A 24,897-nucleotide genomic window follows, 5' to 3' on the forward strand; every position below is an offset into this window, starting at 1 on the left:
TAGCCATGAGCAGCAGAAGCACCTCGTTTATCGCGCCGATGTTCATTGCGTGCGCAGCGACACTCGCCGCAGCACCGGCACTGGCCGCGGACCCCATCGTCTTCACGAGTTGGGGCGGCACCACGCAATCGTCGCAACAGAAGGATTGGGCGCAGCCGTTCACGCAGGCGAGCGGCATCACCGTGCTGATGGACGGCCCGACCGACTACGGCAAGCTCAAGGCGATGGTCGACAGCGGCAACGTGAGCTGGGACGTCGTGGACGTGGAGGGCGACTTCGCCTATGCCGCGCAGAAGGCCGGACTGATCGAGCCGATCGACTATTCGGTGGTGAAGAAGGACGAACTGGACCCCCGCTTCGCGTCGCAGGCCGCTGTGGGCAGCTTCTATTACTCGTTCGTGCTCGGCTACAACAAGGCGAAATACACGGGCGCGCAGCCGCAAGCCTGGGCTGACCTGTTCGACACCAAGCGCTTCCCGGGCAAGCGCACGTTCTACAAGTGGTCGGCGCCGGGCGTGCTCGAAATCGCGCTGCTCGCCGACGGCGTGCCGCCCAACAAGCTCTATCCGCTCGACCTCGACCGCGCGTTCAAGAAGCTCGACACGATCAAGAGCGACATCGTGTGGTGGAGCGGCGGCGCGCAGTCGCAGCAGCTGCTCGCATCGGGCGAGGCGCCGATCGGCATGTTCTGGAACGGCCGCCTGCACGCGCTCGCGCAAACCGGCGTGCCCGTCGGCATTTCGTGGAACCAGAATCTCACCGCCGCCGACATGCTCGTGATCCCGAAGGGCGCGAAGCACCGCGACGCGGCGATGAAGTATCTCGCCGCAGCGACGAGCCCGCAGGCCCAGGCCAAATTCGCGGCCGATACCGGTTACGCGCCGATCAACGTGAAGTCGGCCGCGCTGATGTCGCCGGCCATGGCGAAGACGCTGCCCGATCAATACAAGGCATCGCAGATCAATCTCGACATGAAGTACTGGGCCGAGAACCGCGATGCGATTGCGAAGCGCTGGTACGCGTGGCAATCGAAGTAAGCGAGTCCCGTCGTCGCGAACCGGTTCAAAAGGAAACACCATGCCTAACGTATTGAGTACCGTCGCGCAACCAGCCGCGGCGGCCACGCGCAAACGGCGCGACTGGCGCAGCATGCGGCTGCTGGCGCCCGCCATGCTGCTGCTCGTGATCTTCTTCCTGCTGCCGGTGCTCTCGCTGCTGCTGCGCAGCGTGCTGGAGCCGACGCCGGGTCTGCACAACTACCAGCAGTTGCTCGGCTCGACCACGTATTTGCGCGTGTTCGGCAATACGTTCCTCGTGGCGACGGTCGTGACGCTCGTCACGCTGCTCGTCGGCTTTCCGATGGCGTGGCTGCTCGCCATCGCGCCGCGCAAGGTCAGCGCCGTGTTCTTCGCGATCCTGCTGCTGTCGATGTGGACCAACCTGCTCGCACGGACCTTCGCGTGGATGGTGCTGTTGCAGGAAACGGGGCCGATCAACCGCATGCTGATGGCGATCGGCGTGATCCATGAGCCGCTCTCGCTCGTCAACAACTTGACGGGAGTCACGATCGGCATGACCTACATCATGCTGCCGTTTCTCGTGATGCCGCTGCACGCCACGCTGCGCAGCATCGACCCTTCGACGCTGCGCGCCGCCGCCGTGTGCGGTGCGAGCCGCTGGCAGGCGTTCTGGCGCATTCTCGTGCCGCTCGCCATGCCGGGCGTCGCCTCGGGCGCGCTCATGGTGTTCGTGATGGCGCTGGGCTACTTCGTCACGCCCGCGCTGCTGGGCGGACCCTCGTACATGATGCTCGCGGAACTCATCGCGCAGCTCGTGCAGGAACTCTTGAACTGGGGCCTCGCCGGCGCCGCCGCATTCGTGCTGCTCGCCGTGACGCTCTCGCTCTATGCGCTGCAACTGCGCTTTACGCGCAACGCGCGCGCAAGTCTCGGAGGGCGCTGACATGTTGCTCGATTTCGATCGCCTGGGCGCGTTGCGCTGGATGTTGCTGGCCGTGGGCGGGGCCGTCGCGCTGTTTCTCCTGCTGCCGATCGTCTTTATCGTCGCGCTCTCGTTCGGCGACTCGCAGTGGCTCATCTTTCCAGCGCCGGGCTGGACGCTCGAATGGTACCGGCAGCTCTTCACCGATGCGGGCTGGATCGACTCGCTGCTCACGAGCGCGAAGCTCGCCGTGATCGTCACGGTGCTCTCCGTCGCCATCGGTTTTCTCGCTTCGCTTGCGCTCGTACGCGGCAAGTTTCGCGGGCGCGGCGCGGTGCAGGCCTTCTTCATCACGCCGATGGTGCTGCCGGTCGTGGTGCTTGCCGTCGCGCTCTATGCGTTCTTCCTGCGCATCGGCATGAACGGCACGATGACGGGTTTCGTGATCGGCCACCTGATCATCGCCTTGCCGTTCTCGATCATCTCGATCAGCAATTCGCTCGCGAGTTTCGACACGTCACTGGAAGACGCTGCGCTCATTTGCGGCGCCTCACCGCTGATGGTGAAGCTGAAGGTCACGCTGCCGGCCATCCGGCTCGGGCTCTACGCCGCGGCGATCTTTTCGTTCCTCGCATCGTGGGACGAGGTGGTCGTGTCCATCTTCATGTCGAGCCCGACGCTGCAGACGCTGCCCGTGCGGATCTGGTCCACGCTGCGCCAGGACCTGACGCCCGTCGTTGCAGCGGCGTCTTCGCTGCTCGTCGCGTTGACAACGTTATTGATGCTGGCGGGCGCTCTCGTGCGCCGCGGCCGCTAATCGAGGTAAACAAGCCATGACTGCTTTCCTGCAAATCCAGCGCCTGCGCAAGACCTACGACGACGTCGTCGCCATCGACCAGGTGTCGCTCGATGTGCGCAAGGGCGAATTCATGACCTTCCTCGGACCGTCGGGGTCGGGCAAGAGCACGACACTCTATATCGTCGCGGGCTTTCAGGAGCCCACGGAAGGGCGCGTGCTGCTCGACGGCAAGCCGCTGCTGGCGGTGGCGCCCAACAAGCGCAACATCGGCATGGTGTTTCAGCGCTATACGCTCTTTCCGCATCTCACGGTGGGCGAGAACGTGGCGTTTCCGCTGCGCGTGCGCCGCCGCCCCGAAGCGGAAGTCAAGGCGAAAGTGGAAAAGATGCTCAAGCTCGTGCATCTTTCCGAGTGCCGCGACCGCATGCCCGCACAGCTCTCGGGCGGGCAACAGCAACGCGTGGCGATTGCGCGCGCACTGGCCTACGATCCGCCCGTGCTGCTGATGGACGAACCGCTCTCGGCGCTCGACAAGAAGCTGCGCGAGGAAATCCAGCTCGAATTGCGCCGCATTCACCAGGAGACGGGCGTGACGATTCTCTACGTCACGCACGACCAGGAGGAAGCGCTGCGCCTCTCCGACCGCATCGCCGTGTTCAACAAAGGCCGCATCGAGCAGGTCGGCACGGGCGAGGAGCTTTACGCGAACCCGGCTTCGCGCTTTGTTGCGAGCTTCATCGGCAATTCGAATTTCCTGCCCGTGAAGGTGACGAAGACCAGCGAAGGCCGCATGAACGGCGTGTTCCCGAATGGCCATGAAATCGCATCGGACGCGTTCAATCCGTCACTCGCCGCCGGCGACGACGGCACGCTGATGATCCGCCCGGAGCAGATGCGCCTCAGCTCGCTGCAAGGCGCAAACGGCACGACAGGCTTGCCCGTAACGGTGCGCGACGTCACCTATCTCGGCGACGCCATGCACTACGCGGTAGCCACGCCCTGGCAGCAGGAGATCTCGATTCGCATGCCGGCGGCGCATCGCCACGACGGCGGGATCATGATCGGCACGCAGGCGCTCGTCGACTGGGACGCGCGCGACGTGCGCCTGTTCGCGCAAGCGTGATGGCGGCTGTCATGAGTGACGCACTGCCATCGCTGCGGGTCGAGCGTCCCACGGCCACCTTGCGGGAGCTCGCCCTCGAAAAAATGCGCACGGCCATTCTGGAGGCGCACTTTCATTCAGGCGAGCGGCTGGTCGAGCGCTCGCTATGCGAAATTCTCGGCGTGAGCCGCACCGTGGTGCGGGAAGTTTTGCGGCATCTGGAAACGGAGGGTCTCGTCGACTCGATTCCGAACCAGGGGCCGATCGTCGCCGTGCTCGACTTCGAGACGGCGGCGGAGATCTACGAAATACGCGCCCTCCTTGAAGGCGAAGCCGCCATGGCGTGCGCGCAGCATGCTGACGAGGGCACCGTCGCTGATCTCGCCGGCTTCGTCGACCGGATTCAGGCGGCCTTCGAAGCGCAGGACCATCATGCCGTGCGAGCACTCACCACGGCCTTCTACGAGCGCATGTTCATTGCCGGGCAAAAGCGCGTGGCCTGGGAGATCGTGCAGTCGTTGACGGCGCGCATCAACCGCTTGCGAGCCCTGACAATCGCTTCCGATGACCGCGGCCGCCAGGCTGTCGATGAAATGCACCGCATCCTGAGCGCCATTCAAGCCGGCAACGCGACCGGCGCACGCGAGGCCGCGATCGCGCACGTGGACAGAGTGGCCGAGATTGCGCGCAAGCTGCTGGCGGAGGGGCACGAGCACGCGTCGTGGCGCCAGGCAGGATAACGCAGCCTGGCTGTACTGACTATTGGCGTGCTCTGCCTGAGTGGGCCATCAACTTTTTATGCATCGAAGGAAAGTCACGTGGAATTGAAGACCCTGTTGAAAGACGCGGCGCTGTTGCGCCATCAAGCCTATATCGATGGGCAATGGTGCAAGGCCGACTCGGGCGCGAGCTTCGACGTGTTCGACCCGGCGACGGGCGCGTCGCTCGGCAGCGTGCCTTTGATGGGAGAAGCCGAAACGACGCGAGCCATCGAGGCGGCCAATGCCGCGTGGCCGGCGTGGCGCGTGCGCACGGCCAAGGAGCGTGCGGCAGTCATGCGCCGCTGGTACGACCTGATGATCGAGCACGCCGACGATCTCGCGCTGATCCTGACCGCGGAACAGGGCAAGCCGCTCGCGGAAGCGAAAGGCGAGATCGCCTACGGCGCGTCGTTCATCGAGTGGTTCGCCGAGGAAGGCAAACGCGTGGCGGGCGACACGCTAGCGACGCCCGCTTCGGACAAGCGGCTCGTTGTCATCAAGGAGCCGATCGGCGTTTGCGCCGCCATCACGCCGTGGAATTTCCCCACGGCCATGATTACCCGCAAGGTGGGCCCGGCGCTCGCGGCAGGCTGCCCGATCGTCGTGAAACCTGCGGAAGCCACGCCGTTCTCCGCGCTCGCATTGGCGGTGCTGGCGGAGCGGGCCGGCGTGCCCAGAGGCGTGCTCAACGTCGTCACTGGCGATCCCAAGGCGATTGGCGGCGCGATGACCAGCAGTCCCGTGGTTCGCAAGCTGTCGTTTACCGGTTCGACGGGCGTCGGGAGATTGCTGATGGCGCAAAGCGCGCCCACAGTGAAGAAGGTGACGCTCGAACTCGGCGGCAACGCGCCGTTCATCGTGTTCGACGACGCGGATCTCGATGCCGCGGTGGAAGGCGCCATCGCCTCGAAGTACCGCAACAACGGGCAAACGTGCGTCTGTACGAATCGCATCTACGTGCATGAGCGCGTGTACGACGCGTTCGCCGCGAAGCTCGCGACAGCCGTTAAGGGGCTGAAGGTCGGGCACGGTACGGAGGGCGGCGTCGCGCTCGGACCGCTCATCAACGAGGCAGCGGTCAGAAAGGTCGAAGCGCATATCGCCGATGCAGTGGGCAAAGGCGCGACGCTCGCCACGGGCGGAAAGCGCCACACGCTCGGCCAAGGCTTCTTCGAGCCCACGGTGCTGACCGGCGTCACCGCGCAAATGGATGTAGCAAGAGAAGAGACGTTCGGCCCGCTCGCGCCGCTGTTCCGTTTCTCGAGCGACGAAGAAGTGGTGAAGCTCGCCAACGACACGGAGTTCGGCCTCGCCGCCTACTTCTACAGCCGCGATATCGGCCGTATCTGGCGCGTGGCCGAGCAACTCGAATACGGCATGGTGGGCATCAATACCGGATTGATCTCGAACGAGGTCGCGCCGTTCGGCGGCGTCAAGCAATCGGGTCTGGGCCGGGAGGGGTCGCACTACGGCATCGATGACTATCTCGTCATCAAGTACCTGTGCATGGCGGTTTGATCGCCGGATTCACACAAAAAAGAATGGGGACACGCCGCCATGAATACGTCGTCATCAAGCAGCGCCGAGGTCACGCTGGAACGCGCGCAAAGCGAAGCGGACTACCGCTTCGATCCCGCTTCCGTTGCGATACCCACTCGCGTGACGGTGCGAGTCGTCGCGATCTGCCTTGCGATGATCCTTGCCGAAGGCTATGACGTCGCGATTTACGGGGCGGTGCTGCCCATGCTCACGCATGGCACCGACTGGTCCTTGTCGGCGCTGCAACTGGGCGCGATCGCAAGCTGCTCGCTGGCGGGCATGATGATCGGCGCCATGGGTGCGGGCACGCTCAGCGACATGATCGGCCGGCGCCGCATGCTGCTCGGCAGTGCGGCGCTTTTCTCCGCGATGATGGCGGCCGCCGCGCTCGCGCCCACGCCAGCCTGGTTCGTCGTCGCGCGGATCGTGGGCGGACTCGGGCTTGGCGGCGTCGTGCCGACCGCGGCGGCGCTCACCGTCGAATACTCGCCGCCTGGGCGCCGTTCTTTCAACTATGCCTTGATTTACACGGGATATTCGCTGGGCGGCATTCTGGTCGCGCTGCTCGCGATGAACTGGTTGCCGACGCACGGCTGGCGGTTGCTGTTCGGCGTGGGCGCCGCGCCGCTCATTCTCGTGGCGCTCACGGCGCGCCATTTGCCGGAGTCGCTGGAGTTCCTGCTGGCGAGAAACCGCATCGCAGAGGCACGCGGCGTTGCACAAGCGCTCGGCATTCGACATTCGGCGCTAGAGAACGAAACCGGGGCGCGGGCCGTGCACGCTAAGAATGCTGAAAAAGCCGCGCCGATTCGCGCGCTCTTCGACGCGTCCACCGTGCGCGCCACCCTGGCGTTCTGGATCGCGATGTTCATGGGCTTGCTTTTGCTCTACGGCCTGAGCACCTGGCTGCCGCAACTCATGCGCAAGGCCGGCTTCCCGCTCGGATCGAGTCTTGCATTGCTGGTGACGCTCAATTCAACCGCGGCTTTGGGCTCGCTGCTTGGTGGCGCGCTGGCCGACCGCCTGGGTTCGAAGTGCGTGGTCAGCGTGCTCTACCTGCTCGCCGCAGCCAGCCTGTGCGCGCTGCCGTTCGCCCATGGCACGCTGCAAACCTATGTGCTCGTGGGCATTGCCGGCGCGGGCACGATCGGCAACACGATGCTGCTTGGCGCGTATATCACACGCTACTACCCGCCCCGCAACCGGGCGACGGGCATTGGCTGGGCGCTGGGAATAGGGCGTTTCGGCGCCATCGCCGGACCGTTGATCGGTGGTGCGCTGGCACAAGCTGGCGCGCCGCTGCCGTGGAACTTCTACGCATTTGCGGGCGCGGGCCTCGCAGCGGCGCTTGCCGTGCTTGCCGTTCCCAGGCAGGTTGCAGATAGCGAGTAACTCAATGCTGAAAGTGAAAAGCGGAGACCGGATTCAATATCCGGTCTCCGCTTTTCTACCGCTTCAATCGTGCGTGTTACGACTTGCCTTATGCCGACGCCGTTCCGCTCGTCGCGGCAATCGCCCATTGCGGCGCATCCTGCAACGCAACGGGGCGCAGGAAGCGCTCGATGGCCGCATAACCGACCGAGGTGGTTTGCGGCTGCGTCGAAGCGGGCCACGGGCCGCCATGCTGCTGCGCATCGCACACGGCAACGCCCGTCGGCACGCCGCCGAACAGCACGCGACCTGCGATACGTTGCGCAGCGACTGCGAGCGCACGATTTTCCGGCGTATCGGCTTGCGCGCCCCACAGCGTGACCGTGAGCGAACCCTCGACCGCGGCGAGCACCTCGAGCGTCTGCCCTTCGTCACGCACCTTCACGATCAGCGCGGCCGGACCGAACATCTCTTCGTGCAGCGCTACGTTGGCGATGAACGTCTGCGCGTCGGTTTCGAACAGACGCGGCGCGGGCGCTGCGGATTGCTCGTCGTCTGCCGGTGCAGCGAGACGCACGCGCACGCCCGCCTGGCTCGCGATATGCGCAGCGGCGCTTTCGAAGCCGCGGCGCATGGCGGACGTGAGCATGGCATGCGGCTTTTGCGCGGACAACGCTTGCGCCAGCGCCTGTGCGAAGCGCTCGCCGTCGGCGTCGTCGCGCACGACGATCAACCCGGGGCTCGTGCAGAACTGGCCGCAGCCCATCGTGATCGAAGCGGCGAGGGTGGCGGCGGGCGTATCGACGCCTTCCGCAAGGGCTTGCGGCAGCACGACGAGCGGATTGATCGAGCCGAGTTCCCCATAAAACGGAATCGGCCGGCGACGCGCATTGGCCGCGCGCCACAGGGCCACGCCGCCCTGATACGAACCCGTGAACGCCACCGCCGCGACATCGGCGTGACCGACCAGATGCACAGCCGCTTCGCGCGACGCCTGATCGACGAACGCAATCACGCCTTCGGGCAGGCCCTGTTCGCGCAGCACCCGCGCGGCGAGCGCATGCACGCGGCGCGACAGTTCGGGATGGCCCGAATGCGGCTTGACGATTACCGTGCAACCCGCAGCGAGTGCCGAGGCCGTATCGCCGCCGAGCACCGAGAACGCGAACGGGAAATTACTCGCCGAGAACATCGCCACCGGCCCGAGCGGCAGTTGCACGCGCGTGAGGTGCGGGCGGCCCGCGGGCGGCGCGCCGGGGACGGCCGCGTCGTCGACGTGGCGATTGGCGACGCCCGCGTCCACGCGCTCGGCGAAGCCGCGCAGCTGAAACGCGGTGCGCGCGAGTTCGCCATTCAAGCGCGCGGCGCCAAGCGACGTTTCTTCGTCCGCAATGGCGACGAGCTGCGCGGCGTCGCGTTCGAGCGCGTCGGCGAGGCCGCGCAGCAGGGCGCTGCGCACGGCACGCGAAGCCGCGCCGTAAAGGGCCTGTGCTTCACGCGCGAGCGCGGCGGCTTCGTCGATACGCGCGAAAGACGCGTTGTTTTCTGTCTGCATTACGAATTCACTCCAGATTAAAAAAGACCGCGCTCGGCGAGATTGGTATAAAGGGCGCGCACGCCGAACGTCCACGGTTCGATTTCGGTGCAAAGGCGCACAGTGTTGACGATGGCGCCAAGCGGCGGCGCGCTGATCGTGACCCGGTCGCCGAGGTGATGCGTGAAGCCGCCGCCGGGCGCGTCGCGGTCCTTGATCGGCGAGAACATCGTGCCGAGGAACAGCATGAAACCGTCCGGATACTGATGGTGGCGGCCCCATGCCTGCGAAACGAGGTCGAGCGGATCGCGGCTGATTTCCTGCATGTGGCTCACGCCTTCGAGCAGGAAGTTGTCGTCGACGCCTTCCACGCGCAGAGAGACGCTGGTGGTACGAACCGTGTCGAGCGTGAAGCCTTCATCGAACAGACGAATGAACGGACCGATCGCGCACGAGCCGTTGTTGTCCTTGCATTTGCCGAGCAGCAGGGCCGAGCGGCCTTCGATGTCGCGCAGATTGACGTCGTTGCCGAGCGTCGCCCCGACCACCTCGCCGCGGCTGTTGACCGCGAGCACGACCTCGGGCTCGGGGTTATTCCACGCCGAGGCGGGATGCAGGCCGATATCGGCGCCGAAGCCCACGGAGGACATCGGCTGGGACTTCGAGAACACCTCGGCGTCCGGCCCAATACCGACTTCCATGTATTGCGACCACGCACCACGGCGCTGAAGTTCTTCCTTCAGCTTGATCGCGGCCTCGGACCCCGGCTTGATTTTCGAAAGATCGGCGCCGATCAACTTCGTGATTTCGGTGCGCACGTCCTGGGCTTTGGCGGGATCGCCACCGGCCTGTTCTTCGATCACGCGTTCCAGAAGACTCACGGCGAACGTCACGCCACACGCCTTGATGGCCTGCAGATCACAGGGCGCGAGCAGCCAGGGGCGATCCGCGGGGCGATCGCCCGCGAAGCTGTGTTCGAGCAGGGCCTCGGCCGTGCCCAGCGGCTCGCCTGGCGTATGCCGCACGACATCGAGCAGATCGTCGTATTCGAACAGGTCGGCCGTGGTGGGGGCCACCTGCGAAATATCGAAGACCATGCCGCCGCGCACCACGACGACGCACGGCCCGTCACCCTCCGGCGTGGGCCGCCAGACACGGCCGACGAGCAGCGCGCTATCGAGATCGTGCGGGAGATAAGCGGATGTTGAGGACATGGCGGGCGTTCCGGATTGAGCGTGGCGACACGCATCGTAGGGCGGATGCGCGTGCGCGTCCAAAGGAACGCCTCTTTGTCCAACTGGCTGGACGATCGCCCGCCGCGGAAGAATGACCGGGCGGCGGCCCGTAATGCGGGTTAGAACAGGTGCTTGATGCCGGCCGACACCGCAACCTGGTTCGAGGTTGTCGAGGGCGAGAGATAGCCGATGTCCGCGACTGCCTGGCGGCCCCACGAATCTACCCCGCTCGCATGCTGGTAGGCAGCCGTCACATACAGCTCGGTGGCTTTCGAGAGCGAGTAGCCGGTGCCCAGATTCCACTGCTCGTAGCGCGCGCCGCCCGTACCGTTCAGGTTGCCGCCGTTCGTGTAATCGAACGAGGTGCCGACGCGCAGGAAGGGCGTGACCTGGTAGCGCACGCTCGCCCCCACCGTATTGAACGAGGCCGTGCCATGGTAGTTCTGCGTGTTCAGCGCGGCAGTGGCGCCGAGATCGCGGTATTGCGTGTTCGACCAGGCGAGGCCCAGGATGGCGGAGCCGATCGTCCAGGTCGAGGCCACGGCGACCGTCTGTTGCGTGCGGGCGGACGCGAATCCCGAGATGGACGGGTTCGATGCCGGCGTCGTGGCGGACCCGGCGGAGCCGAGATTGTTGCCGGTGGCACTCGCATTCGCATTGGTGCCATAGAGCGAAGTGTTCGGATTGCGCGCGTTGATGATCGATGCCGCGACGGCAACGCTCGGCCCGGTATAGCTGAAGCCCGCGGACCAATACTGATTCTGCGTGAAGTTGCCGGCTACTCCGCCCAGGCTGTACAGCGCGCCGAACCGGAATCCTCCAAAGGAGTCCGAACTGTACTTGACCGCGTTGTTGATGCGGTGCGTGAAATTCAGATTGTCATAGTCGGCCGGATGGATCGCGAGGTTGCCGAAGTACCAGGCATAGAGCAGCGGCGACACATAATCCACCGCGGCGTCCGACTGACGCCCGAGCGATGCGGTACCGTAGTTGGGCGCGGTGACCCCGATCCAGGCCTGACGGCCGAACAGGGTGCCGCCCTGGCCGAGCGTGCCATTGCTGACGCTGAAGCCGCTTTCGAGCACGAACAGCGTCTTCACGCTGCCGCCCAGATCTTCGATGCCTTTCAGGCCCCAGCGGCTCGAACTCGGGCCCGAGCTGCCGCTGTCGAACTGGGCGACCTGCCCGCCGCCTGTGGGCTTGCCACCGGCAGGCGTTGCCGCCGTCTGAACGTTGTTCGTGTACGTCACGTTGCCCGTGACGATACCGTAGAGCGTCACGCTGCTTTGGGCATAGGCGGCGACGGGCGACAGTGCGATGGTAGTGAGCGCGAGAAGTGTTTTTTTCATGGTTGTGGGCTTGTCAAGCCGTGGTCGAGGCTAAGGCATCGGAAACATCGAAAGAGTTAATGCGGGAAGTAGTCGGGCAGGCGATAGCCCCGGTAGGTCGGGTTGCGCAGGATTGCCGCGCGGAATTCATCTGAACGATAGGCCGCGACGATATCGGCCGTTTCCTGCGAATTACGGTTCGCCGATTTGACGACCACTTGATTCACGTAAGGTGAGCGCATTTGCTCGAGTGCCAGTGCGTCGGTCAGGCGGTGCCCGCTGGAAATGGCGAAGTTGCCCTGGATGGCTGCGAAATCGACGTCTTCGAGCGCACGCGGCGCCTGTGCGGTTTCGAGCGGGACGATGCGAATGCCGGCGGGATTGGCGACCACGTCACGCTCCGAAACATCCACGGGATTGGGATTCTCGCGAATGCGGATCCAGCCAATCTCTTGAAGAATCTTGAGCGCGCGTTCGAGGTTGACGGGGTCGTTTGGCACAGCGATCGTTGCGCCGGCCTTCACCTCGGAGAGCGAATGGTGGCGGGTCGAGTAGAGGCCCATGGGGGGCGTCGGCACTTGCACGACGCTGACAAGGTCGGTGCCGTTCCGGTCGTTGTATGCCTTCAGATAGACGCTGTGCTGCATCACGTCGGCGGCGATTTCGCCGTGCCACACAGCCTGGTTCGCTTCAAGCCCAGTGCTGAAGTTCACGTACTGGATGGTGTAACCCTTGCGCTTGAGTTGTGGCTCGACGCCTTCCCGGAATTCGTCGGCATACGGTCCGGGAACAAAGCCGACTCGCAACACGTGCGCGGCATTTTCGGCGGCGTGGGTAGCCGGCGATGGCAGCGCAAACAGCGTGATAGTGGAGAATAACGTTTGGATAACTAATCGATGTCGCATGATGTGTGACTTGATGGTTTGGAAAGGCCGATTATGGTTGGGCCCTTTGCGGACGGCCAATATTTAATCGAGATTTACATATCGGCCACGCGCAGGGATTACGAGGCGCCGCGGTTATCTTTAGCGGGAATTAGAAGCGCAGGATTCGATGGTTTTCACGCTGCCGCGCGGCTTATAACATTGGCTTCTTTCTATCTATTGCCGAGGCAGCCACGCATGAACGCACGCCGCAACTTCATTCGAATCTCAGCCGGAGCCGCTGCGCTCGCCGCGTTGCCAGTGCTCGGCGCGCTTCCCGCGCGCGCGGCCAGCGCATCGCGTACGTTGCGCGTAGGCAATCAGAAAGGTTATCTGAGTCTGCTGAAAGGACGCGGAACGCTGGAGAAACGGCTTGCGCCCCTCGGCGTCGCGGTCACATGGACAGAGTTCGATGCAGGCCCGGTGCAACTCGAAGCCCTGAACGTAGGCTCGATCGACTTCGGCGACGTGGGCGAGGCGCCGCCCATCTTCGCGCAGGCGGCCGGTGCGCCGCTCGCTTATGTCGCGGCCACGGTGCCGCGGCCGCAGGCGGAAGCGGTGCTCGTGCCGCACGCCTCGGCCATTCGCAGCGTGACTGATCTCAAGGGCAAGACCATCGCGCTCAATCGCGGCAGCAACGTCCATTATTTCCTCGTCAAGCTGCTGCAGGCGCACAACATTCAGTATGGCGACGTGAAAGTCGTGTTCCTGGCGCCCGCGGACGCGCGCGCGGCGTTCGAGCGCGGCGCCATCGATGCGTGGGTAATCTGGGATCCGTTTCTCGCCGCCGCGCAAAAGACCCTCGATGCGCGCATTCTCGCCGATGCGAGCGGCGTGGTCGGCAACCGCGCCTACTATTTTTCGTCGCTCAGCTACGCAAAACAGAACCCGGATGTCATCAAGATCCTAATCGACGAATTGAGCCAGATCGATCAGTGGGGGCAGGCCAACCGCGCCGCGCTCGCCACGCAGCTTGCGCAAGTATGGGGCTTGCCGAACGACGTGGTCAGCGAGGCGATCGGGCGCGCGCAGTTCGGCACGGGGCCGATCACGAAAGCCATCCTCGCCGAGCAGCAGCAGATCGCCAATACCTTCTTCGACCTCAAGCTGATTCCGAAGCGCGTGAACGTGCTCGAAGCGGCAGCGCCAGGCATCGTTTAGCGTGACGATTTTTCATCAGCCCCGGCCGCTCCCGCGCGCCGGGGCTTTCTCACAGCTCACAAGCCCAGCGCGCGGCGCGCCGCCATGGTACGCAACAAGCTGTTGGACGGCGCGTGAATGCGCGCGCACTGCACGTTGCGGTGATGGCGCTCGAGCGGATTGTGCCGCGCGATCCCATGATTGCCCGCGAGTTCGAGCGCCATTTCCACGGCCTGAATCGCATTGTCCACCACGTTATGTTTGACGACGGCGGACAACTCTGCGGGCGCCGTACCTGCGTCGATCGCGTCGGCATGGGTGCGCAGCAGCCAGTCGTTGCTCGCCAGCAGCATCTCGATGCGTCCCATGCTTTCCTGCACGATGGGAACGGTGGCGAGCGCCGCCCCGCCTAGCGCGGCAGGCTTGCGCCCGGTGAGGAAAGCAAGCAGCCAGTCGCGCGCGGCACGCGCCGCGCCGTCGTAGACCGTTCCGACCAGACTGAAGTACCACGCCGTGGCGTGCGGATCGCGCTGCACGCCGAGATGGGCCGGTCTCAAGCCGACGACATCGTCGACGGCAATCGCCACGTCCGTGAACACCACGTCGTGGCTTGCGCTCGCCCGCATGCCGAGCGGGTCCCAGGTCTCTACGATGCGCACGCCCGCCGCCTCGCGGGGGACGAGAAAATGGCCTAGACGCGGCTCGGGTTCGTCGGTGCGTGCAAGCACGTTGATCCACGTGAGCAGGGGTGCGCCCGTCACATAGAGTTTGTGTCCCGTGATGCGCCACGAGGCGCCTTCGCGGCGCGCGAGCGTGTCTGGCAGGCCGCCGTGCGAGGGCGAACCGAGCGCGGGCTCGACCTGGGCCGCGTTGACGAGCGCGCGGCCTTCCACGCTCGCCCGCGTGAGGCGCTGCGCGAGCGCTGCGGGCCAGTTTCCCGTTTGCTCGCGCGCGTCGTGCACGATCATGGCGTGCTGGCTGTAGTGCATCGAGAGAATGAGCGCGACCGATGGATCGCCATAGGCGATTTCGGCGACGATCGCACGCGCCACCGCGAGCCCCGCGCCGAAGCCACCGTCGCTGCGGGCAATATTCGCGCGCAGCAGGCCCGCTTCGCGCAATGCGCGGAACTGCTCGAGCGGCGCAGTGGCATTGCGGTCATGCTCGTCGGCCAGGGCGGCAAACGCGCGGCCGAGCAGCGCCGCGCGCTCGATCAGCGCGGCGGCCTGGTCCTCGTCGCGCGCGAGCGCGGCGTCCGGAGTGAATGCGTTCACGGTGCTCTCCCTGGGCAATTAGCGTTCGCCGCCCGGCGCACGCGGGTCTTGCGTGGTGCCATGGCGTACGAGGCGTCCGAAGAACGGGTGACCGGGGTCGTTGAACCCCGGCGTCGAGGGATGGCCGCTTGCCACGAGCGAATCGACAAATGCTTCGTCATCCTCATCGAGACGATACTGTAGCGCGGGCAGATAGTCGCGCCATTGCGCTTCGGTGCGCGGTCCAGCGATCGCCGAAGTGATATAGCGGCTATTGAGCACCCAGGCCAGCGCGAATTGCGCGGCGGTGAGGCTGCGCTCCTTTGCATGCGCCTCTACGCGCCGCGCAAGCTCGATCGTTTCGGCGCGCCATTCGGTCTCGCTCAGGCGGCGGTCTTGCCGTCCCGCGCGCGTGTCGGCTCCGGGCTGGGCACCGGGCTCGTACTTGCCGGTCAGCACGCCACGCGCGAGCGGGCTGTATGAGATCACGCCAAGTCCATAGTGCCAGGCGGCGCTCAACTGCTCCGCCTCGACCTGGCGATTGGCCAGGTTGTAGAGCGGCTGGCTCGCAACGGGCCGCGGCACGCCCAACAGATCGGCCACGCGGCTGAACTCGGCAATGCGCCAGGCGCGATGATTCGACAGCCCGTAGTGTCTCAGCTTGCCTGCCGCGATCAGATCGCCCAGCGCACGCACGGTTTCCTCGACTGGTGTGTGGTGGTCCTCGCGATGCAGATACACGAGGTCCAGATAATCGGTATCGAGCCGCCCGAGACTCGCTTCGACCGCGCGGATCACGTGCTTGCGCGACGCGCCGGCCGCGTTGATCTCGCGCGGGTTGCCAACGGGGTTGCCGAACTTCGTGGCGAGCACCCAGCGGTCGCGTTGTCGCGCGATATGCCGGCCCACCACGCGCTCCGACTCGCCCTGGTGGTAGACGTCGGCGGTATCGATCGAATTCACGCCTTGCTCCTGCGCGGCTTCGATGATGCGTTCGGCCGTGACGTCGTCGGTTGGTCCGCCGAACATCATCGTGCCGAGCGTCAGCGTGGAGATTTTCAGGCCGCTATGGCCCAGTTGCCGGTAGTCCATGGATTTTCCTTGAGTCATTCAAACAGTGCGACGTGAGCGCGCTCACCGCGACAGCCAGACATCGGCGAAACTCGCGGCCGTGCCGTCGGGTGAAATGGCGTGGTCGCGCACACGCTTCGAGGCGAGCGTCACCCACTGCGGCGACACGAGATTCAGGTCCGGCAGATCGTGCTCCAGAATGCGCTGGATCTGCACGAACTGCTGCTTGCGCTTCGTTTCATCGCTTTCCCGCGCAGCCTGCGCAAACAGGCCGTCGACTTGCGGGTTGCTGTAGTGCGAGCCGTTGGTGAAGGGCACGCCGCGGCGAAAGTTGTCGGTCGTGTACAAACGCGCTACGCCCACCACCGGATCGAACAGATTGCTCATGCCATTCACGGTGAAATCGAATTGCCGGTCGGTATAGACGCGCTTCAAATACGCTGCGAGATCCTGATTGCGGATCGTCACAGCTATCCCCACGCGGGCGAGCGCCGACTTGATGTATTCGCCCGTGCGGGCGGGCAGGTCGCCGATGGGCAGCGGGTCGAGCGTGAGCGCAAAGCGTGTGCCGTCCGCCTTGCGCGGATAACCGGCCTCGTCGAGCAGACGGTTGGCGCGCGCGATGTCGAACGGGTAGGGCGCGGGTGCCGCGTCATAGTAGGGGTTCGACGGCATCAGCGGGCTCGCGGTGGGCGTCGCGTAGCCGTAGTAGATGACCCTGCGGATCACTTCGCGATCGATCGCCGAGGCAATCGCCTGACGCACCTTCAAGGACTTGAGCACCGGATTGTCGAGATTGAACTCGATGCGCGCCACGCCCGCCTGAAACTCGTAGCCGCGTGTCTCGATGCCGAGCTTCGGATTGGCCTTGAGGCGGTCGAGGTCGGCGAGCGGCACGGGCGTATCGCCGCCGAGATCGACCGAGCCGTCCTCGAACGCCACCGCGCGCGCGGCGGGGTCGGCGATGATCTTCACGATGATGCGGTCCAGATACGGCTTGCCGGCGGTCCAGTAGTCGTCATTGCGCGCATATTCGATGTAGCTGCCGCGCACCCACTTGACGAAGCGAAACGGTCCGGTGCCGATCGGCGCGTTGTTGGCCGGATTCGCGAGCACGTCCTTGCCTTCATAGAGGTGCTTCGGCAGGATCGGCGTTTCCGAAGCCGAGAACGCACGTATCAGCCATGGCGTCGGCTCGCTGAGCGTCAGCACGACCGTATAGGGGTCCGGCGTGGCGATCGCGGTGACGTTCGCGAAGGTGGTGCGCGCTCGCGGATGCACGCGGCGCAGCGTTTCGATCGACCATGCAACGTCGGCCGAGGTAAACGGCGCGCCGTCGTGCCATTTCACGCCGTGCCGCAGATGAAACACATAGCGGCGGCCGCCGTCCTCGATCTCCCATGAGGTGGCGAGCAGCGGCTTGGGCTTCAGATCGAAGTCGTAGTCGAGCAAGCCTTCAATCACTTTCGGGCTGACCTTGAGGACATTCACTGCCGTCGTTGCGACATCCACGAGCGCAGTAGGCTCCGGCGTCACCACGAAATTGAGCGTGCCGCCGCGCGTTTGCGCGTGCGCGGCAACGTGAGCGGCCACGCTCGCCATGACGAGGAGCATGAGAACGACACGGCGTGGCGCCGTGCGCAGGAGGTGAGCGATCATCGGTTCGGCAACAGGCGATAAGAGGAAATGGACGCTGGCAGGCAGCGCCGCTTTGGTTATCCTGCGAGCACGCCGGCACGCTCCGCGCGGCGGGCCAGCGCCGCCTCGAGCGGCGCCGGATCGACCCATTGCGCGAAGTCGAAATCGTCCGCGATAAAGCCCTGCTCAAAGAGAAAGCGCTTGAAGTGCGCGAGCGCGTCGAGCGCTGCGGCATCGAGTCCGATCGCGAGTTGCCGGTGCAGGCCCGCGCCATACGCGCGTGTCACCCAGTGCTCGGCGCTGCGCACTTCGCGGGCGACATAGCGCGTGACTTCGCCGGGATGCGCGCCAGCCCACGCGGCCGCGTCGAGCGTGCGAACCAGCACGCGTTCGACGAGATCGGGGCGTTCGCGCAGCAGTTGCGCATCGACCGTGAGCGGGCGCGGCGTACCGTTGTTGGCGTGCGCCCGCCGGTCGGGATGCGCGCTGATGTCGACCAGCACGCGCGCGCCGAGCAAGTTGGCGATATCGAGGCCCGTCGCACCCTTGACGAACACTACGTCGGCCTCGCCGCGCAGCAGCGCCGCTGCCTCGCGGGAAAACTCGTGAGCGCGCTGCGCATCGAGCCATTCGCCGAGCGGTGCCGAGTCGTCCGGTTTTGCGTGGGCGAGGCCACGGGGTGCATGCGGCAGATCCACGAGTTCGACCTCGGCTGACGAGACGCCGATGGCTTCGAGCAGCGTATGAAAGCCACGCAAAGCCGTGGCACGATGGAAATCGACGACGCCAGCGGCGGCATTGATCGGTAATCCGAAGCGGCGCCCCGCGAGCGAAGCGCGCGTGGGCGTGAGGTGCGAATCGAGCGTGATGAGCGCCTGGAACTCATCGACCCAGCTCAAACCGATGAGCCGCGTATCGCTGCCTTGCGCCCGCGCCCATAGCGCCGGTATGTTGCCGCCCTGGCGAAACGACCACGGCTGCGTATGCGTGAAGTGCGAGCGGCGAATGGCCGGGTCGTCGGCGTCCTGCAATGCCTTCACTTCGATGCCGTCGGCAGCGAATTCTTCCTGCAGCAATCCTTGCTGGGCGGCAATGCCGAATGGCGTCGGCGCAGGGCAACGGGTGTACCAGAGCAGCGTCATCAAGATTCCTCGGTGGCGAACAAGGCGCATTGCGCACGATCTGTGCGCGGGCGGCATGGAACAATCGATTATCGGCAAGCGTTTGCGGCGAGGTCAAAGAACGAATCGTGAAATAGGTTCGTGCGCGGAAGTGATTTACTTTGGCCGCAACCCCGTGCTGCCCGATTGCGCGAACCGCCGGCCAACGCAGAGATGCGAATAACAAAATGCGAATTCCGTGGTTAGTCGCGGGCAATGCGCTCCCTATACTTTTCCTTTTGGCAAGACGCCCCGTGGCCGCCCGGGAATCAAACAATTCGCGGGCCTGACAAAAAGGAAAACTCAATGTCCGCTCTTCCCACTCAACTTCCGGTGCGCGCTCGCGCGGCCAGTCTGTCGTTGCAGGATGCGCTCGCCGACTTGCCTGCGCTCGCGAATGAAATCGGCAAAGAGGCGGCTGCGCGCGAAGGACGTCGCGAATTGCCTTTCGAAGGCTTCGACGCATTCCGGCGCTCGGGGCTGGGACGCCTCCGGCTGCCGGTCGAATGGGGCGGCCTGGGTGGCTCGCTCGTGGACGAATTCGACGTGATCGCCACGCTGGCCGCGGCCGACAGCAATCTCGCCCACGCGCTGCGGATTCACTACGACCAGACCGAAGCGCTGCTGCTGTCGGCTCGCACGCCGTTCAACGATCTGCAGATCCAGCGCGTGATCGACGGCGCGATTTTCGGCGGCGCCTCGACCGAACTGGGGACGTCGCGTCCGGGCGAATACACCACGGCGCTCCGGCGCGACGGCGAGCATTACCGGCTCGACGGCCGCAAGTACTATTCGACCGGCACGGCCTTTTCCGACTACGCGCGCCTGAGCGTGCTGAACGACGAGGGGCAACCGGTGGTGGCGATCGTGCCGGTGCGGCGCGAAGGACTCACGGTCCTCGACGACTGGGACGGCATGGGGCAGCGCATGACGGCGAGCGGCAGTCTCGTGTTCGAGAACCTGCTGGTGCGTGCGGACGAAATCACCGAACGCGGCTTGGCCACGCTCGCCGGCCGTCATGGCGGCGCGCTGCGGCAACTCCACCTGGTGGCGGTGGCCGCCGGCATCGTTCGCAACGTGGTCGCGGATGCGAAGCGCTACGTGGTGGAGCATGGGCGCCCCGTACTGCACAGCACGGCGCCCTCCGCACGCGAGGATGCCTTCATTCAGCAGGTCGTTGGCACGCTCTCCGCGCACAGCCATGCGATCGACGCGCTGGTGCGCGAGAACGCCCGCACGCTCGATCGATCGGCGCAGGCGATCCGCGCGGGTGCGCCGGACGCCGATCAGCTCGTGCTGGAAGGCGCACTGGCGACGGCGCGCACGCAACTCGTGGTGAGCAAGCTGGCGCTCGAAGCCGCCGAGCGCCTGTTCGAAGCCGGGGGAGCTTCGGCCACTTCGCGCGCGCACAATTTCGACCGGCACTGGCGCAACCTGCGCACGATCTTTAGTCACAACCCGCTGCTGCACAAAGCGCGCGTCGTGGGCGACTATGCCCTGAACGGCGTGACGACCCACCTCACCGAAGGCCGCGTTTTTTGAAACCCACGATCGAGGGAGTGTCCAAAGAATGAGCCGAATTTCGTCGCGCCGCCTGCATTTGAACGTCAATATCCTGCATTCGGGCTTCGTGCCATCGGCGTGGCGTCTCGCCGATGCCGATCCCCGCGCATTCGTGGACGTGGCGCACTATGTGCGGGTCGCGCAACTCGCTGAACGCGCGAAATTCGATGCGGTCTTTCTTGCCGACAACGCGGCGATCATCGACCAGATCGACTTCCGTCCGATCACGGCGCTCGAGCCCACGGTACTGCTCGCCAGCATTGCGGCGGCGACCACGCTCATCGGCGTGATTGGCACGGCTTCCACGAGCTACAACGAGCCGTACAACATCGCGCGTCGCTTCGCCACGCTCGATCATGTCAGCCGTGGCCGGGCGGGCTGGAACGTCGTGACGACGGCCGATTTGCCGTCGGCGCGCAATTTCGGCTACGACACGGTGCCCGATCACGCGCAGCGCTATGCGCGGGCTGCGGAGTTCACGGAACTCGTCAAGGCCCTCTGGGACAGCTGGGACGACGACGCCTTCATCGGCGACAAGGCGGGCGGCCGTTTCATCGACGCGACGAAGGTGCGGCCTGTCGAACATGATGGCCGCTTTTTCAGGGTGCAGGGGCCGCTGAATCTTCCGCGTGCGCCACAAGGTCATCCTGTGCTCGTGCAGGCGGGCGGATCGGGGGATGGCCGCGATCTCGCGGCGCGTCATGCCGAGGCCGTATTCTCCGCTTCGCAGTCGTTCGAGGAATCGGTGGCGTACCGGCGCGACCTCAATGCGCGCGCCGCAGCATACGGGCGCCCGCAGGGTGTGAAGGTGCTCGCGGGCCTCACGACGATCATCGGCGCAACCGAAGCCGAGGCGCTGCGGCGGCGCGACGAACTCGTCGAGCAGATTCCCTGGCGCTACAGCCTCACGCGTCTGGCCGGCACACTGGGCCTTTCACCCGATCAGCTCGACCTCGACGCGCGCCTGCCGGATAACCTCGCGCTACCCAACGGCGGCAATGGCAATCACACGTTCTTCCATGCCACGATCGCCGAGGCGCGGCGAGGCGGCCACACGGTGCGCGAGTTGATCCGCGCGCTCGCGGGCGGCGGCGGTCATCGCGTGATCGTCGGCACACCTGAGCAGATCGCCAACGATATCGAGCACTGGTTCAAAGGCGAGGCCGCCGACGGCTTCAACCTCATGCCGGACGCGCTGCCGGACGGGCTGGAGGCGTTCGTTGACGGCGTAGTGCCGATCCTGCAACGGCGTGGGCTCTTTCGAACCGAATACGAAGGCAATACCTTGCGCTCGCATCTCGGGCTCGAGCGGCCTGCCGTGGGCGTGGCGGCGATTGGCGAGGAGCTTCAGCGCGTCTGACGTGGGGCTCGCGCGGCGCGCTTCGGGCGCCGCGAGTATGCCACTCAGCGGCGCAGGCCGGCCTCGCGCAGCAAAGGCAGCACGCGTTCGCCAAAAAAGTCGAGGTCGGGCTGAAAATCGTAAAAGCTCAGTTGCACGCCGTCGACGCCTGCCGCGTGAAGCTCGATGATCTTGTCGGCCACCTCTTCAGGCGAGCCCACGATCGCGATGTTGCCGCCCACCGCGCGTGAGGCGGCCTTCGCACGATCTTCGAAACCGCCGCGCCAGGCATGTGCGTCGCTGTCGAAACGGTGAAAACTTCCCTCGTCGGCATGTGCGACGATGGCATCGTGATAGGCGCGTGCCTCGGCGGACGTCTCGCGGCAGATCACCATCGGGTTGATGAGCGTGCGCACCTCGCGCCCATACGCGCGCGCCGCGGCCTTCACGCGCGCGGTGTGCGCGGGCAGCGCTTCCAGCGCGCGATCGATCTGCGGTCCCGCCGGGCTCGTGATGAACACCACGTCGGAGTAGCGCGCGGCGAAGTCGATCCCCGCGTCGGAGCCCGTCGCGTTGATGAGCAGCGGGCGCCCATAGCGCGGCTTGGGCGTGACGTACGCGCCTTGCAGGCGCCAGCTCGAAATTTCAGGCTCGAAACTGAAGTTGTCCGGTTGCGCCCACAACTGCTGCACGGCGTCGAGAAATTCGGCCGCCATCTCATAGCGCCGGTCGTGCTCGATGCGGTTCCAGCCAAACATTTCGTGCTCGACGGCGCGGTGCCCCGTCACCACGTTGACGCCCCAGCGTCCGCGCGAGATGTGGTCGAGTGTAGCCGTGAACTTCGCGAAATGCAGCGGGTGCCACGGCCCGTAGAGCACATGGGTCGTGGCGGCCAGGATGATGCGTTCGGTGCGCGCGGTCAGCGCCGCCAGCGTCATGAACGAGTCGAGCGCTTGGCCGTCGAAAACGCCGCCATAGCCGCCTTTCGGCAGCCATTGCGACAGGGCGAAAACGAGATCGAATCCGAGCGCTTCGCACTTCTGCACGAGCGCGGCGTTGTAGTCGAACGACCAGTCCGTACCGCGCGGCAGCGTCGATGCGCTCCAGCCGCCAGCCTGGATCGGCAGGAACAGCCCCAGCATGAGCGGCTGCGCGAATGCACGCGCCACGGGACTATCGGAGAAGGCGGCGGGGGAGGCTACAGGCACGAAGGGCGTCGACGCCACGGAGGAAGTGCGCGGCTCGGCCACGGGAATTTCGCTCAAGACAGACACCTTGGAGGTCGTTGCGGCGCGGGGCGCCGTGCTAGTCGATTGGTCGATCCATTGATTAAACACGTGCCGCTCGCGAATAACAAAGAAGCTTTTCTGCTTTCCAATTGCGTTGTCGCGCTGCTGCTTCGGCGCGGCGGGTCATATGGATAGCAGCATCGCTTGGTTAGCGCGCGAAGAGGCCGTTGCTACGATTGCAGCACTGTCGCCACGGCGCGAATTTCCCGGCTCGCGCAGATCGCAACGTTTAGCCTCTCGTAGCTTCACTGATATCGGAACGCATCAGCATGTCACGTTTGACCCGTCGTGAGTTTCTCATTGCAAGCGGCGCGGCCGCCGCCGCCGCGGGGTTGCCCGTGCTTGCGCGCGCCCAGGACGCCATCGCGCGCAAGCGCGGTGGCACGTTGAACGTGCTGATCAATCCCGAGCCGCCCGTGCTGGTATCGATCTTCCAGACCACGGGACCGGCGCTCGCCGCAAGCTCGAAGGTGCTGGAAGGACTCCTTGCTTATGACTTCGACTTGAAGCCACAACCGCAACTGGCCACCGCCTGGAGCGTGAGCCCCGACGGTCTGCGCTACACCTTCAGGCTGCGTCAGAACGTGCGCTGGCACGATGGCCAGCCGTTCACTTCCGCGGACGTGGCGTTTTCGGTCGATTTGCTCAAAGCGATACATCCGCGCGGACGCAGTACCTTTGCTAACGTGACGCAAGTGCAGACGCCCGACGCGAGCACGGCCATCATCGAATTGTCGAAGCCCGCGCCGTTTCTGCTCAAGGCGCTCTCGGCGGGCGAGTCGCCGATCGTGCCGAAGCATCTGTATGCCACGGGTGACCCGCTCACGAACTCGCACAACAACGCGCCGATTGGCACCGGGCCGTTCCGCTTCAAGTCGTGGACGCGCGGCGCGAGCATTGTCTACGAGCGCAATCCCGACTACTGGGACACGGGCAAGCCGTATATCGATGCGCTCGTCTACAAGGTCATTCCCGATCCGGCCGCGCGCTCGGCGGCGTTCGAAACCGGCGCGCTCGATCTGGGCGGCGAGAACCCCGTGCCGCTCACCGACTTGCCGCGCCTCACCCAATTACCGCAGCTCGTGACGGAAACGCGTGGCTACCGCTTCCTCGAGCCTTTGGCCGAGATCGATTTCAATCTCGATCATCCGGTGTTGAAGGACCCACGCGTGCGCCAGGCCATCGCGCACGCCATCAATGCGCAGGTCGTGCAGAAGACCGTGGCCTACGGTTATGCGGACGTCTCGCCCACGCCCATCACGCCCGCCTCGCCGTATCACGATGCGCAGATCACGCCCTACGCGTTCGACCCGCATGCGGCCGAGGCGTTGCTCGATGCGGCGGGCAAGCCGCGCGGCGCGGATGGCGTGCGCTTCAGGCTGACACACGATTACCTGCCGTATGGCGACATGTACCAGCGCCAGGCCGGCTACGTGAAATCGGCGCTCGCGCGCGTGGGGATCGACGTCACGGTGCGCTCGCAGGATCTGCCGTCTTTTCTCAAGCGTGTCTACGCCGACCGCCAGTTCGATTTCACGAGCATCGGCGTCAACACGCTGTTCGATCCGGCCGTGGGCGTGCAGCGCCTGTACTGGTCGAAGAATATCCGCCCCGGCGTGCCGTTCTCGAATGCGCCGCATTACAGCAGCGCGGAAGCGGACCGTCTGCTCGAATCGGCGTCGGTCGAAATCGACGAAAGCCGCCGCGTGAGCCTCTACAAGCAGTTCCAGCAAACCGTTTACCGCGATCTGCCGATCCTCAATCTCGTCGCGCCGCGCATGGTCACGCTCGCCAACCGGCGCGTGCACGATCACACGGTGAGCGCGCAGGGCCTGGAAGGCAACTTCGCCGATGTGTGGCTGAGTGCCTGAGCGCGTGCCAAACGCGCATCGCACCCTCGACGGAGCCCAA

General features: G+C 65.2%; 20 protein-coding genes. 11 read left to right on the plus strand and 9 right to left on the minus strand.

Features of this window, described 5'->3' with window-relative positions:
* The first annotated feature begins 5 nt into the window (after positions 1-5).
* From AB4Y36_RS29475 to AB4Y36_RS29505, 7 genes are all read left to right on the plus strand, one after another.
* Positions 6-1,037, plus strand: coding sequence for an ABC transporter substrate-binding protein (locus AB4Y36_RS29475; RefSeq protein ID WP_368684852.1), 1,032 nt, complete (start codon positions 6-8; stop codon positions 1,035-1,037).
* A gap of 40 nt (positions 1,038-1,077) precedes the next feature.
* Positions 1,078-1,962: an ABC transporter permease gene (locus tag AB4Y36_RS29480; RefSeq protein ID WP_069268005.1), complete on the plus strand. Its 885-nt coding sequence runs from the start codon at positions 1,078-1,080 to the stop codon at positions 1,960-1,962.
* A gap of 1 nt (position 1,963) precedes the next feature.
* On the plus strand, positions 1,964-2,758 hold the full coding sequence (locus tag AB4Y36_RS29485; protein ID WP_368605815.1) for an ABC transporter permease: 795 nt from the start codon (positions 1,964-1,966) through the stop codon (positions 2,756-2,758).
* Between the two features lie 16 nt (positions 2,759-2,774).
* A complete protein-coding gene (locus AB4Y36_RS29490; RefSeq protein WP_069268007.1) occupies positions 2,775-3,863 on the plus strand; it encodes an ABC transporter ATP-binding protein in 1,089 nt (362 codons plus the stop codon).
* An 11-nt stretch (positions 3,864-3,874) separates the two neighbouring features.
* A complete protein-coding gene (locus AB4Y36_RS29495; protein WP_368684853.1) occupies positions 3,875-4,582 on the plus strand; it encodes a GntR family transcriptional regulator in 708 nt (235 codons plus the stop codon).
* Positions 4,583-4,660: 78 nt separating this feature from the next.
* The gene (locus tag AB4Y36_RS29500) at positions 4,661-6,121 is read left to right on the plus strand and encodes an NAD-dependent succinate-semialdehyde dehydrogenase (protein WP_368684854.1); all 1,461 of its coding nucleotides are present in this window, start codon (positions 4,661-4,663) and stop codon (positions 6,119-6,121) included.
* A 39-nt stretch (positions 6,122-6,160) separates the two neighbouring features.
* A complete protein-coding gene (locus AB4Y36_RS29505; RefSeq protein WP_368684855.1) occupies positions 6,161-7,534 on the plus strand; it encodes an MFS transporter in 1,374 nt (457 codons plus the stop codon).
* A gap of 88 nt (positions 7,535-7,622) precedes the next feature.
* Here AB4Y36_RS29505 and AB4Y36_RS29510 read toward each other — a convergent pair whose 3' ends face one another.
* From AB4Y36_RS29510 to AB4Y36_RS29525, 4 genes are all read right to left on the minus strand, one after another.
* A complete protein-coding gene (locus AB4Y36_RS29510) occupies positions 7,623-9,068 on the minus strand; it encodes an aldehyde dehydrogenase (NADP(+)) (protein ID WP_368684856.1) in 1,446 nt (481 codons plus the stop codon).
* Between the two features lie 17 nt (positions 9,069-9,085).
* The gene (locus tag AB4Y36_RS29515) at positions 9,086-10,261 is read right to left on the minus strand and encodes a fumarylacetoacetate hydrolase family protein (RefSeq protein WP_368684857.1); all 1,176 of its coding nucleotides are present in this window, start codon (positions 10,259-10,261) and stop codon (positions 9,086-9,088) included.
* Positions 10,262-10,401: 140 nt separating this feature from the next.
* Positions 10,402-11,631, minus strand: a complete 1,230-nt coding sequence (locus AB4Y36_RS29520) for a porin (RefSeq protein WP_368684858.1) — start codon at positions 11,629-11,631, stop codon at positions 10,402-10,404.
* A gap of 56 nt (positions 11,632-11,687) precedes the next feature.
* On the minus strand, positions 11,688-12,575 hold the full coding sequence (locus AB4Y36_RS29525) for a MetQ/NlpA family ABC transporter substrate-binding protein (RefSeq protein WP_368684859.1): 888 nt from the start codon (positions 12,573-12,575) through the stop codon (positions 11,688-11,690).
* A gap of 156 nt (positions 12,576-12,731) precedes the next feature.
* Here AB4Y36_RS29525 and AB4Y36_RS29530 point away from each other — a divergent pair, with 156 nt between their 5' ends.
* A complete protein-coding gene (locus tag AB4Y36_RS29530; RefSeq protein WP_368605808.1) occupies positions 12,732-13,694 on the plus strand; it encodes a sulfonate ABC transporter substrate-binding protein in 963 nt (320 codons plus the stop codon).
* A gap of 56 nt (positions 13,695-13,750) precedes the next feature.
* Here AB4Y36_RS29530 and AB4Y36_RS29535 read toward each other — a convergent pair whose 3' ends face one another.
* The 4 genes from AB4Y36_RS29535 to AB4Y36_RS29550 are packed head-to-tail and all read right to left on the minus strand — an operon-like array spanning position 13,751 to position 18,777.
* Positions 13,751-14,947 carry an acyl-CoA dehydrogenase family protein gene (locus AB4Y36_RS29535; protein ID WP_368684860.1) on the minus strand — a complete coding sequence of 399 codons (1,197 nt, stop codon included), beginning with the start codon at positions 14,945-14,947 and terminating at the stop codon, positions 13,751-13,753.
* Between the two features lie 18 nt (positions 14,948-14,965).
* The gene (locus AB4Y36_RS29540; RefSeq protein WP_368684861.1) at positions 14,966-16,018 is read right to left on the minus strand and encodes an aldo/keto reductase; all 1,053 of its coding nucleotides are present in this window, start codon (positions 16,016-16,018) and stop codon (positions 14,966-14,968) included.
* Between the two features lie 42 nt (positions 16,019-16,060).
* A complete protein-coding gene (locus tag AB4Y36_RS29545; RefSeq protein WP_368684862.1) occupies positions 16,061-17,656 on the minus strand; it encodes an ABC transporter substrate-binding protein in 1,596 nt (531 codons plus the stop codon).
* Positions 17,657-17,712: 56 nt separating this feature from the next.
* Complete coding sequence (locus AB4Y36_RS29550; protein ID WP_368684863.1) at positions 17,713-18,777, minus strand: ABC transporter substrate-binding protein; 1,065 nt, start codon at positions 18,775-18,777, stop codon at positions 17,713-17,715.
* 324 nt (positions 18,778-19,101) lie between these two features.
* Between AB4Y36_RS29550 and AB4Y36_RS29555 the strand changes: the two genes are divergently transcribed.
* Both AB4Y36_RS29555 and AB4Y36_RS29560 read left to right on the plus strand, forming a co-directional pair.
* A complete protein-coding gene (locus tag AB4Y36_RS29555) occupies positions 19,102-20,337 on the plus strand; it encodes an acyl-CoA dehydrogenase family protein (protein ID WP_069268017.1) in 1,236 nt (411 codons plus the stop codon).
* A 28-nt stretch (positions 20,338-20,365) separates the two neighbouring features.
* On the plus strand, positions 20,366-21,718 hold the full coding sequence (locus tag AB4Y36_RS29560) for an LLM class flavin-dependent oxidoreductase (protein WP_368684864.1): 1,353 nt from the start codon (positions 20,366-20,368) through the stop codon (positions 21,716-21,718).
* Between the two features lie 44 nt (positions 21,719-21,762).
* On the opposite strand, the gene AB4Y36_RS29565 is transcribed toward AB4Y36_RS29560, so the two are convergent.
* On the minus strand, positions 21,763-22,953 hold the full coding sequence (locus AB4Y36_RS29565; RefSeq protein ID WP_368684880.1) for an LLM class flavin-dependent oxidoreductase: 1,191 nt from the start codon (positions 22,951-22,953) through the stop codon (positions 21,763-21,765).
* A 302-nt stretch (positions 22,954-23,255) separates the two neighbouring features.
* On the opposite strand from AB4Y36_RS29565, the gene AB4Y36_RS29570 reads away from it, so the two are divergent.
* Positions 23,256-24,857 (plus strand): ABC transporter substrate-binding protein, encoded by a 1,602-nt coding sequence (locus tag AB4Y36_RS29570; RefSeq protein ID WP_368684865.1) that lies wholly within the window; start codon positions 23,256-23,258, stop codon positions 24,855-24,857.
* Positions 24,858-24,897: the final 40 nt, after the last annotated feature.

It is taken from the genome of Paraburkholderia sp. BR10936, from assembly GCF_040965735.1.
GTDB classification, from domain to species: domain Bacteria; phylum Pseudomonadota; class Gammaproteobacteria; order Burkholderiales; family Burkholderiaceae; genus Paraburkholderia; species Paraburkholderia nodosa_A.

Coding starts and splice junctions, on each gene's coding strand:
- AB4Y36_RS29560 (WP_368684864.1), top strand. CDS start 20,366: ATGAGCCGAATTTCGTCGCGCCGCCTGCATTTGAACGTCAATATCCTG.
- AB4Y36_RS29490 (WP_069268007.1), top strand. CDS start 2,775: ATGACTGCTTTCCTGCAAATCCAGCGCCTGCGCAAGACCTACGACGAC.
- AB4Y36_RS29520 (WP_368684858.1), bottom strand. CDS start 11,631: ATGAAAAAAACACTTCTCGCGCTCACTACCATCGCACTGTCGCCCGTC.
- AB4Y36_RS29550 (WP_368684863.1), bottom strand. CDS start 18,777: ATGACGCTGCTCTGGTACACCCGTTGCCCTGCGCCGACGCCATTCGGC.
- AB4Y36_RS29480 (WP_069268005.1), top strand. CDS start 1,078: ATGCCTAACGTATTGAGTACCGTCGCGCAACCAGCCGCGGCGGCCACG.
- AB4Y36_RS29540 (WP_368684861.1), bottom strand. CDS start 16,018: ATGGACTACCGGCAACTGGGCCATAGCGGCCTGAAAATCTCCACGCTG.
- AB4Y36_RS29485 (WP_368605815.1), top strand. CDS start 1,964: ATGTTGCTCGATTTCGATCGCCTGGGCGCGTTGCGCTGGATGTTGCTG.
- AB4Y36_RS29505 (WP_368684855.1), top strand. CDS start 6,161: ATGAATACGTCGTCATCAAGCAGCGCCGAGGTCACGCTGGAACGCGCG.
- AB4Y36_RS29570 (WP_368684865.1), top strand. CDS start 23,256: ATGTCACGTTTGACCCGTCGTGAGTTTCTCATTGCAAGCGGCGCGGCC.
- AB4Y36_RS29530 (WP_368605808.1), top strand. CDS start 12,732: ATGAACGCACGCCGCAACTTCATTCGAATCTCAGCCGGAGCCGCTGCG.
- AB4Y36_RS29545 (WP_368684862.1), bottom strand. CDS start 17,656: ATGATCGCTCACCTCCTGCGCACGGCGCCACGCCGTGTCGTTCTCATG.
- AB4Y36_RS29510 (WP_368684856.1), bottom strand. CDS start 9,068: ATGCAGACAGAAAACAACGCGTCTTTCGCGCGTATCGACGAAGCCGCC.
- AB4Y36_RS29495 (WP_368684853.1), top strand. CDS start 3,875: ATGAGTGACGCACTGCCATCGCTGCGGGTCGAGCGTCCCACGGCCACC.
- AB4Y36_RS29515 (WP_368684857.1), bottom strand. CDS start 10,261: ATGTCCTCAACATCCGCTTATCTCCCGCACGATCTCGATAGCGCGCTG.
- AB4Y36_RS29475 (WP_368684852.1), top strand. CDS start 6: ATGAGCAGCAGAAGCACCTCGTTTATCGCGCCGATGTTCATTGCGTGC.
- AB4Y36_RS29555 (WP_069268017.1), top strand. CDS start 19,102: ATGTCCGCTCTTCCCACTCAACTTCCGGTGCGCGCTCGCGCGGCCAGT.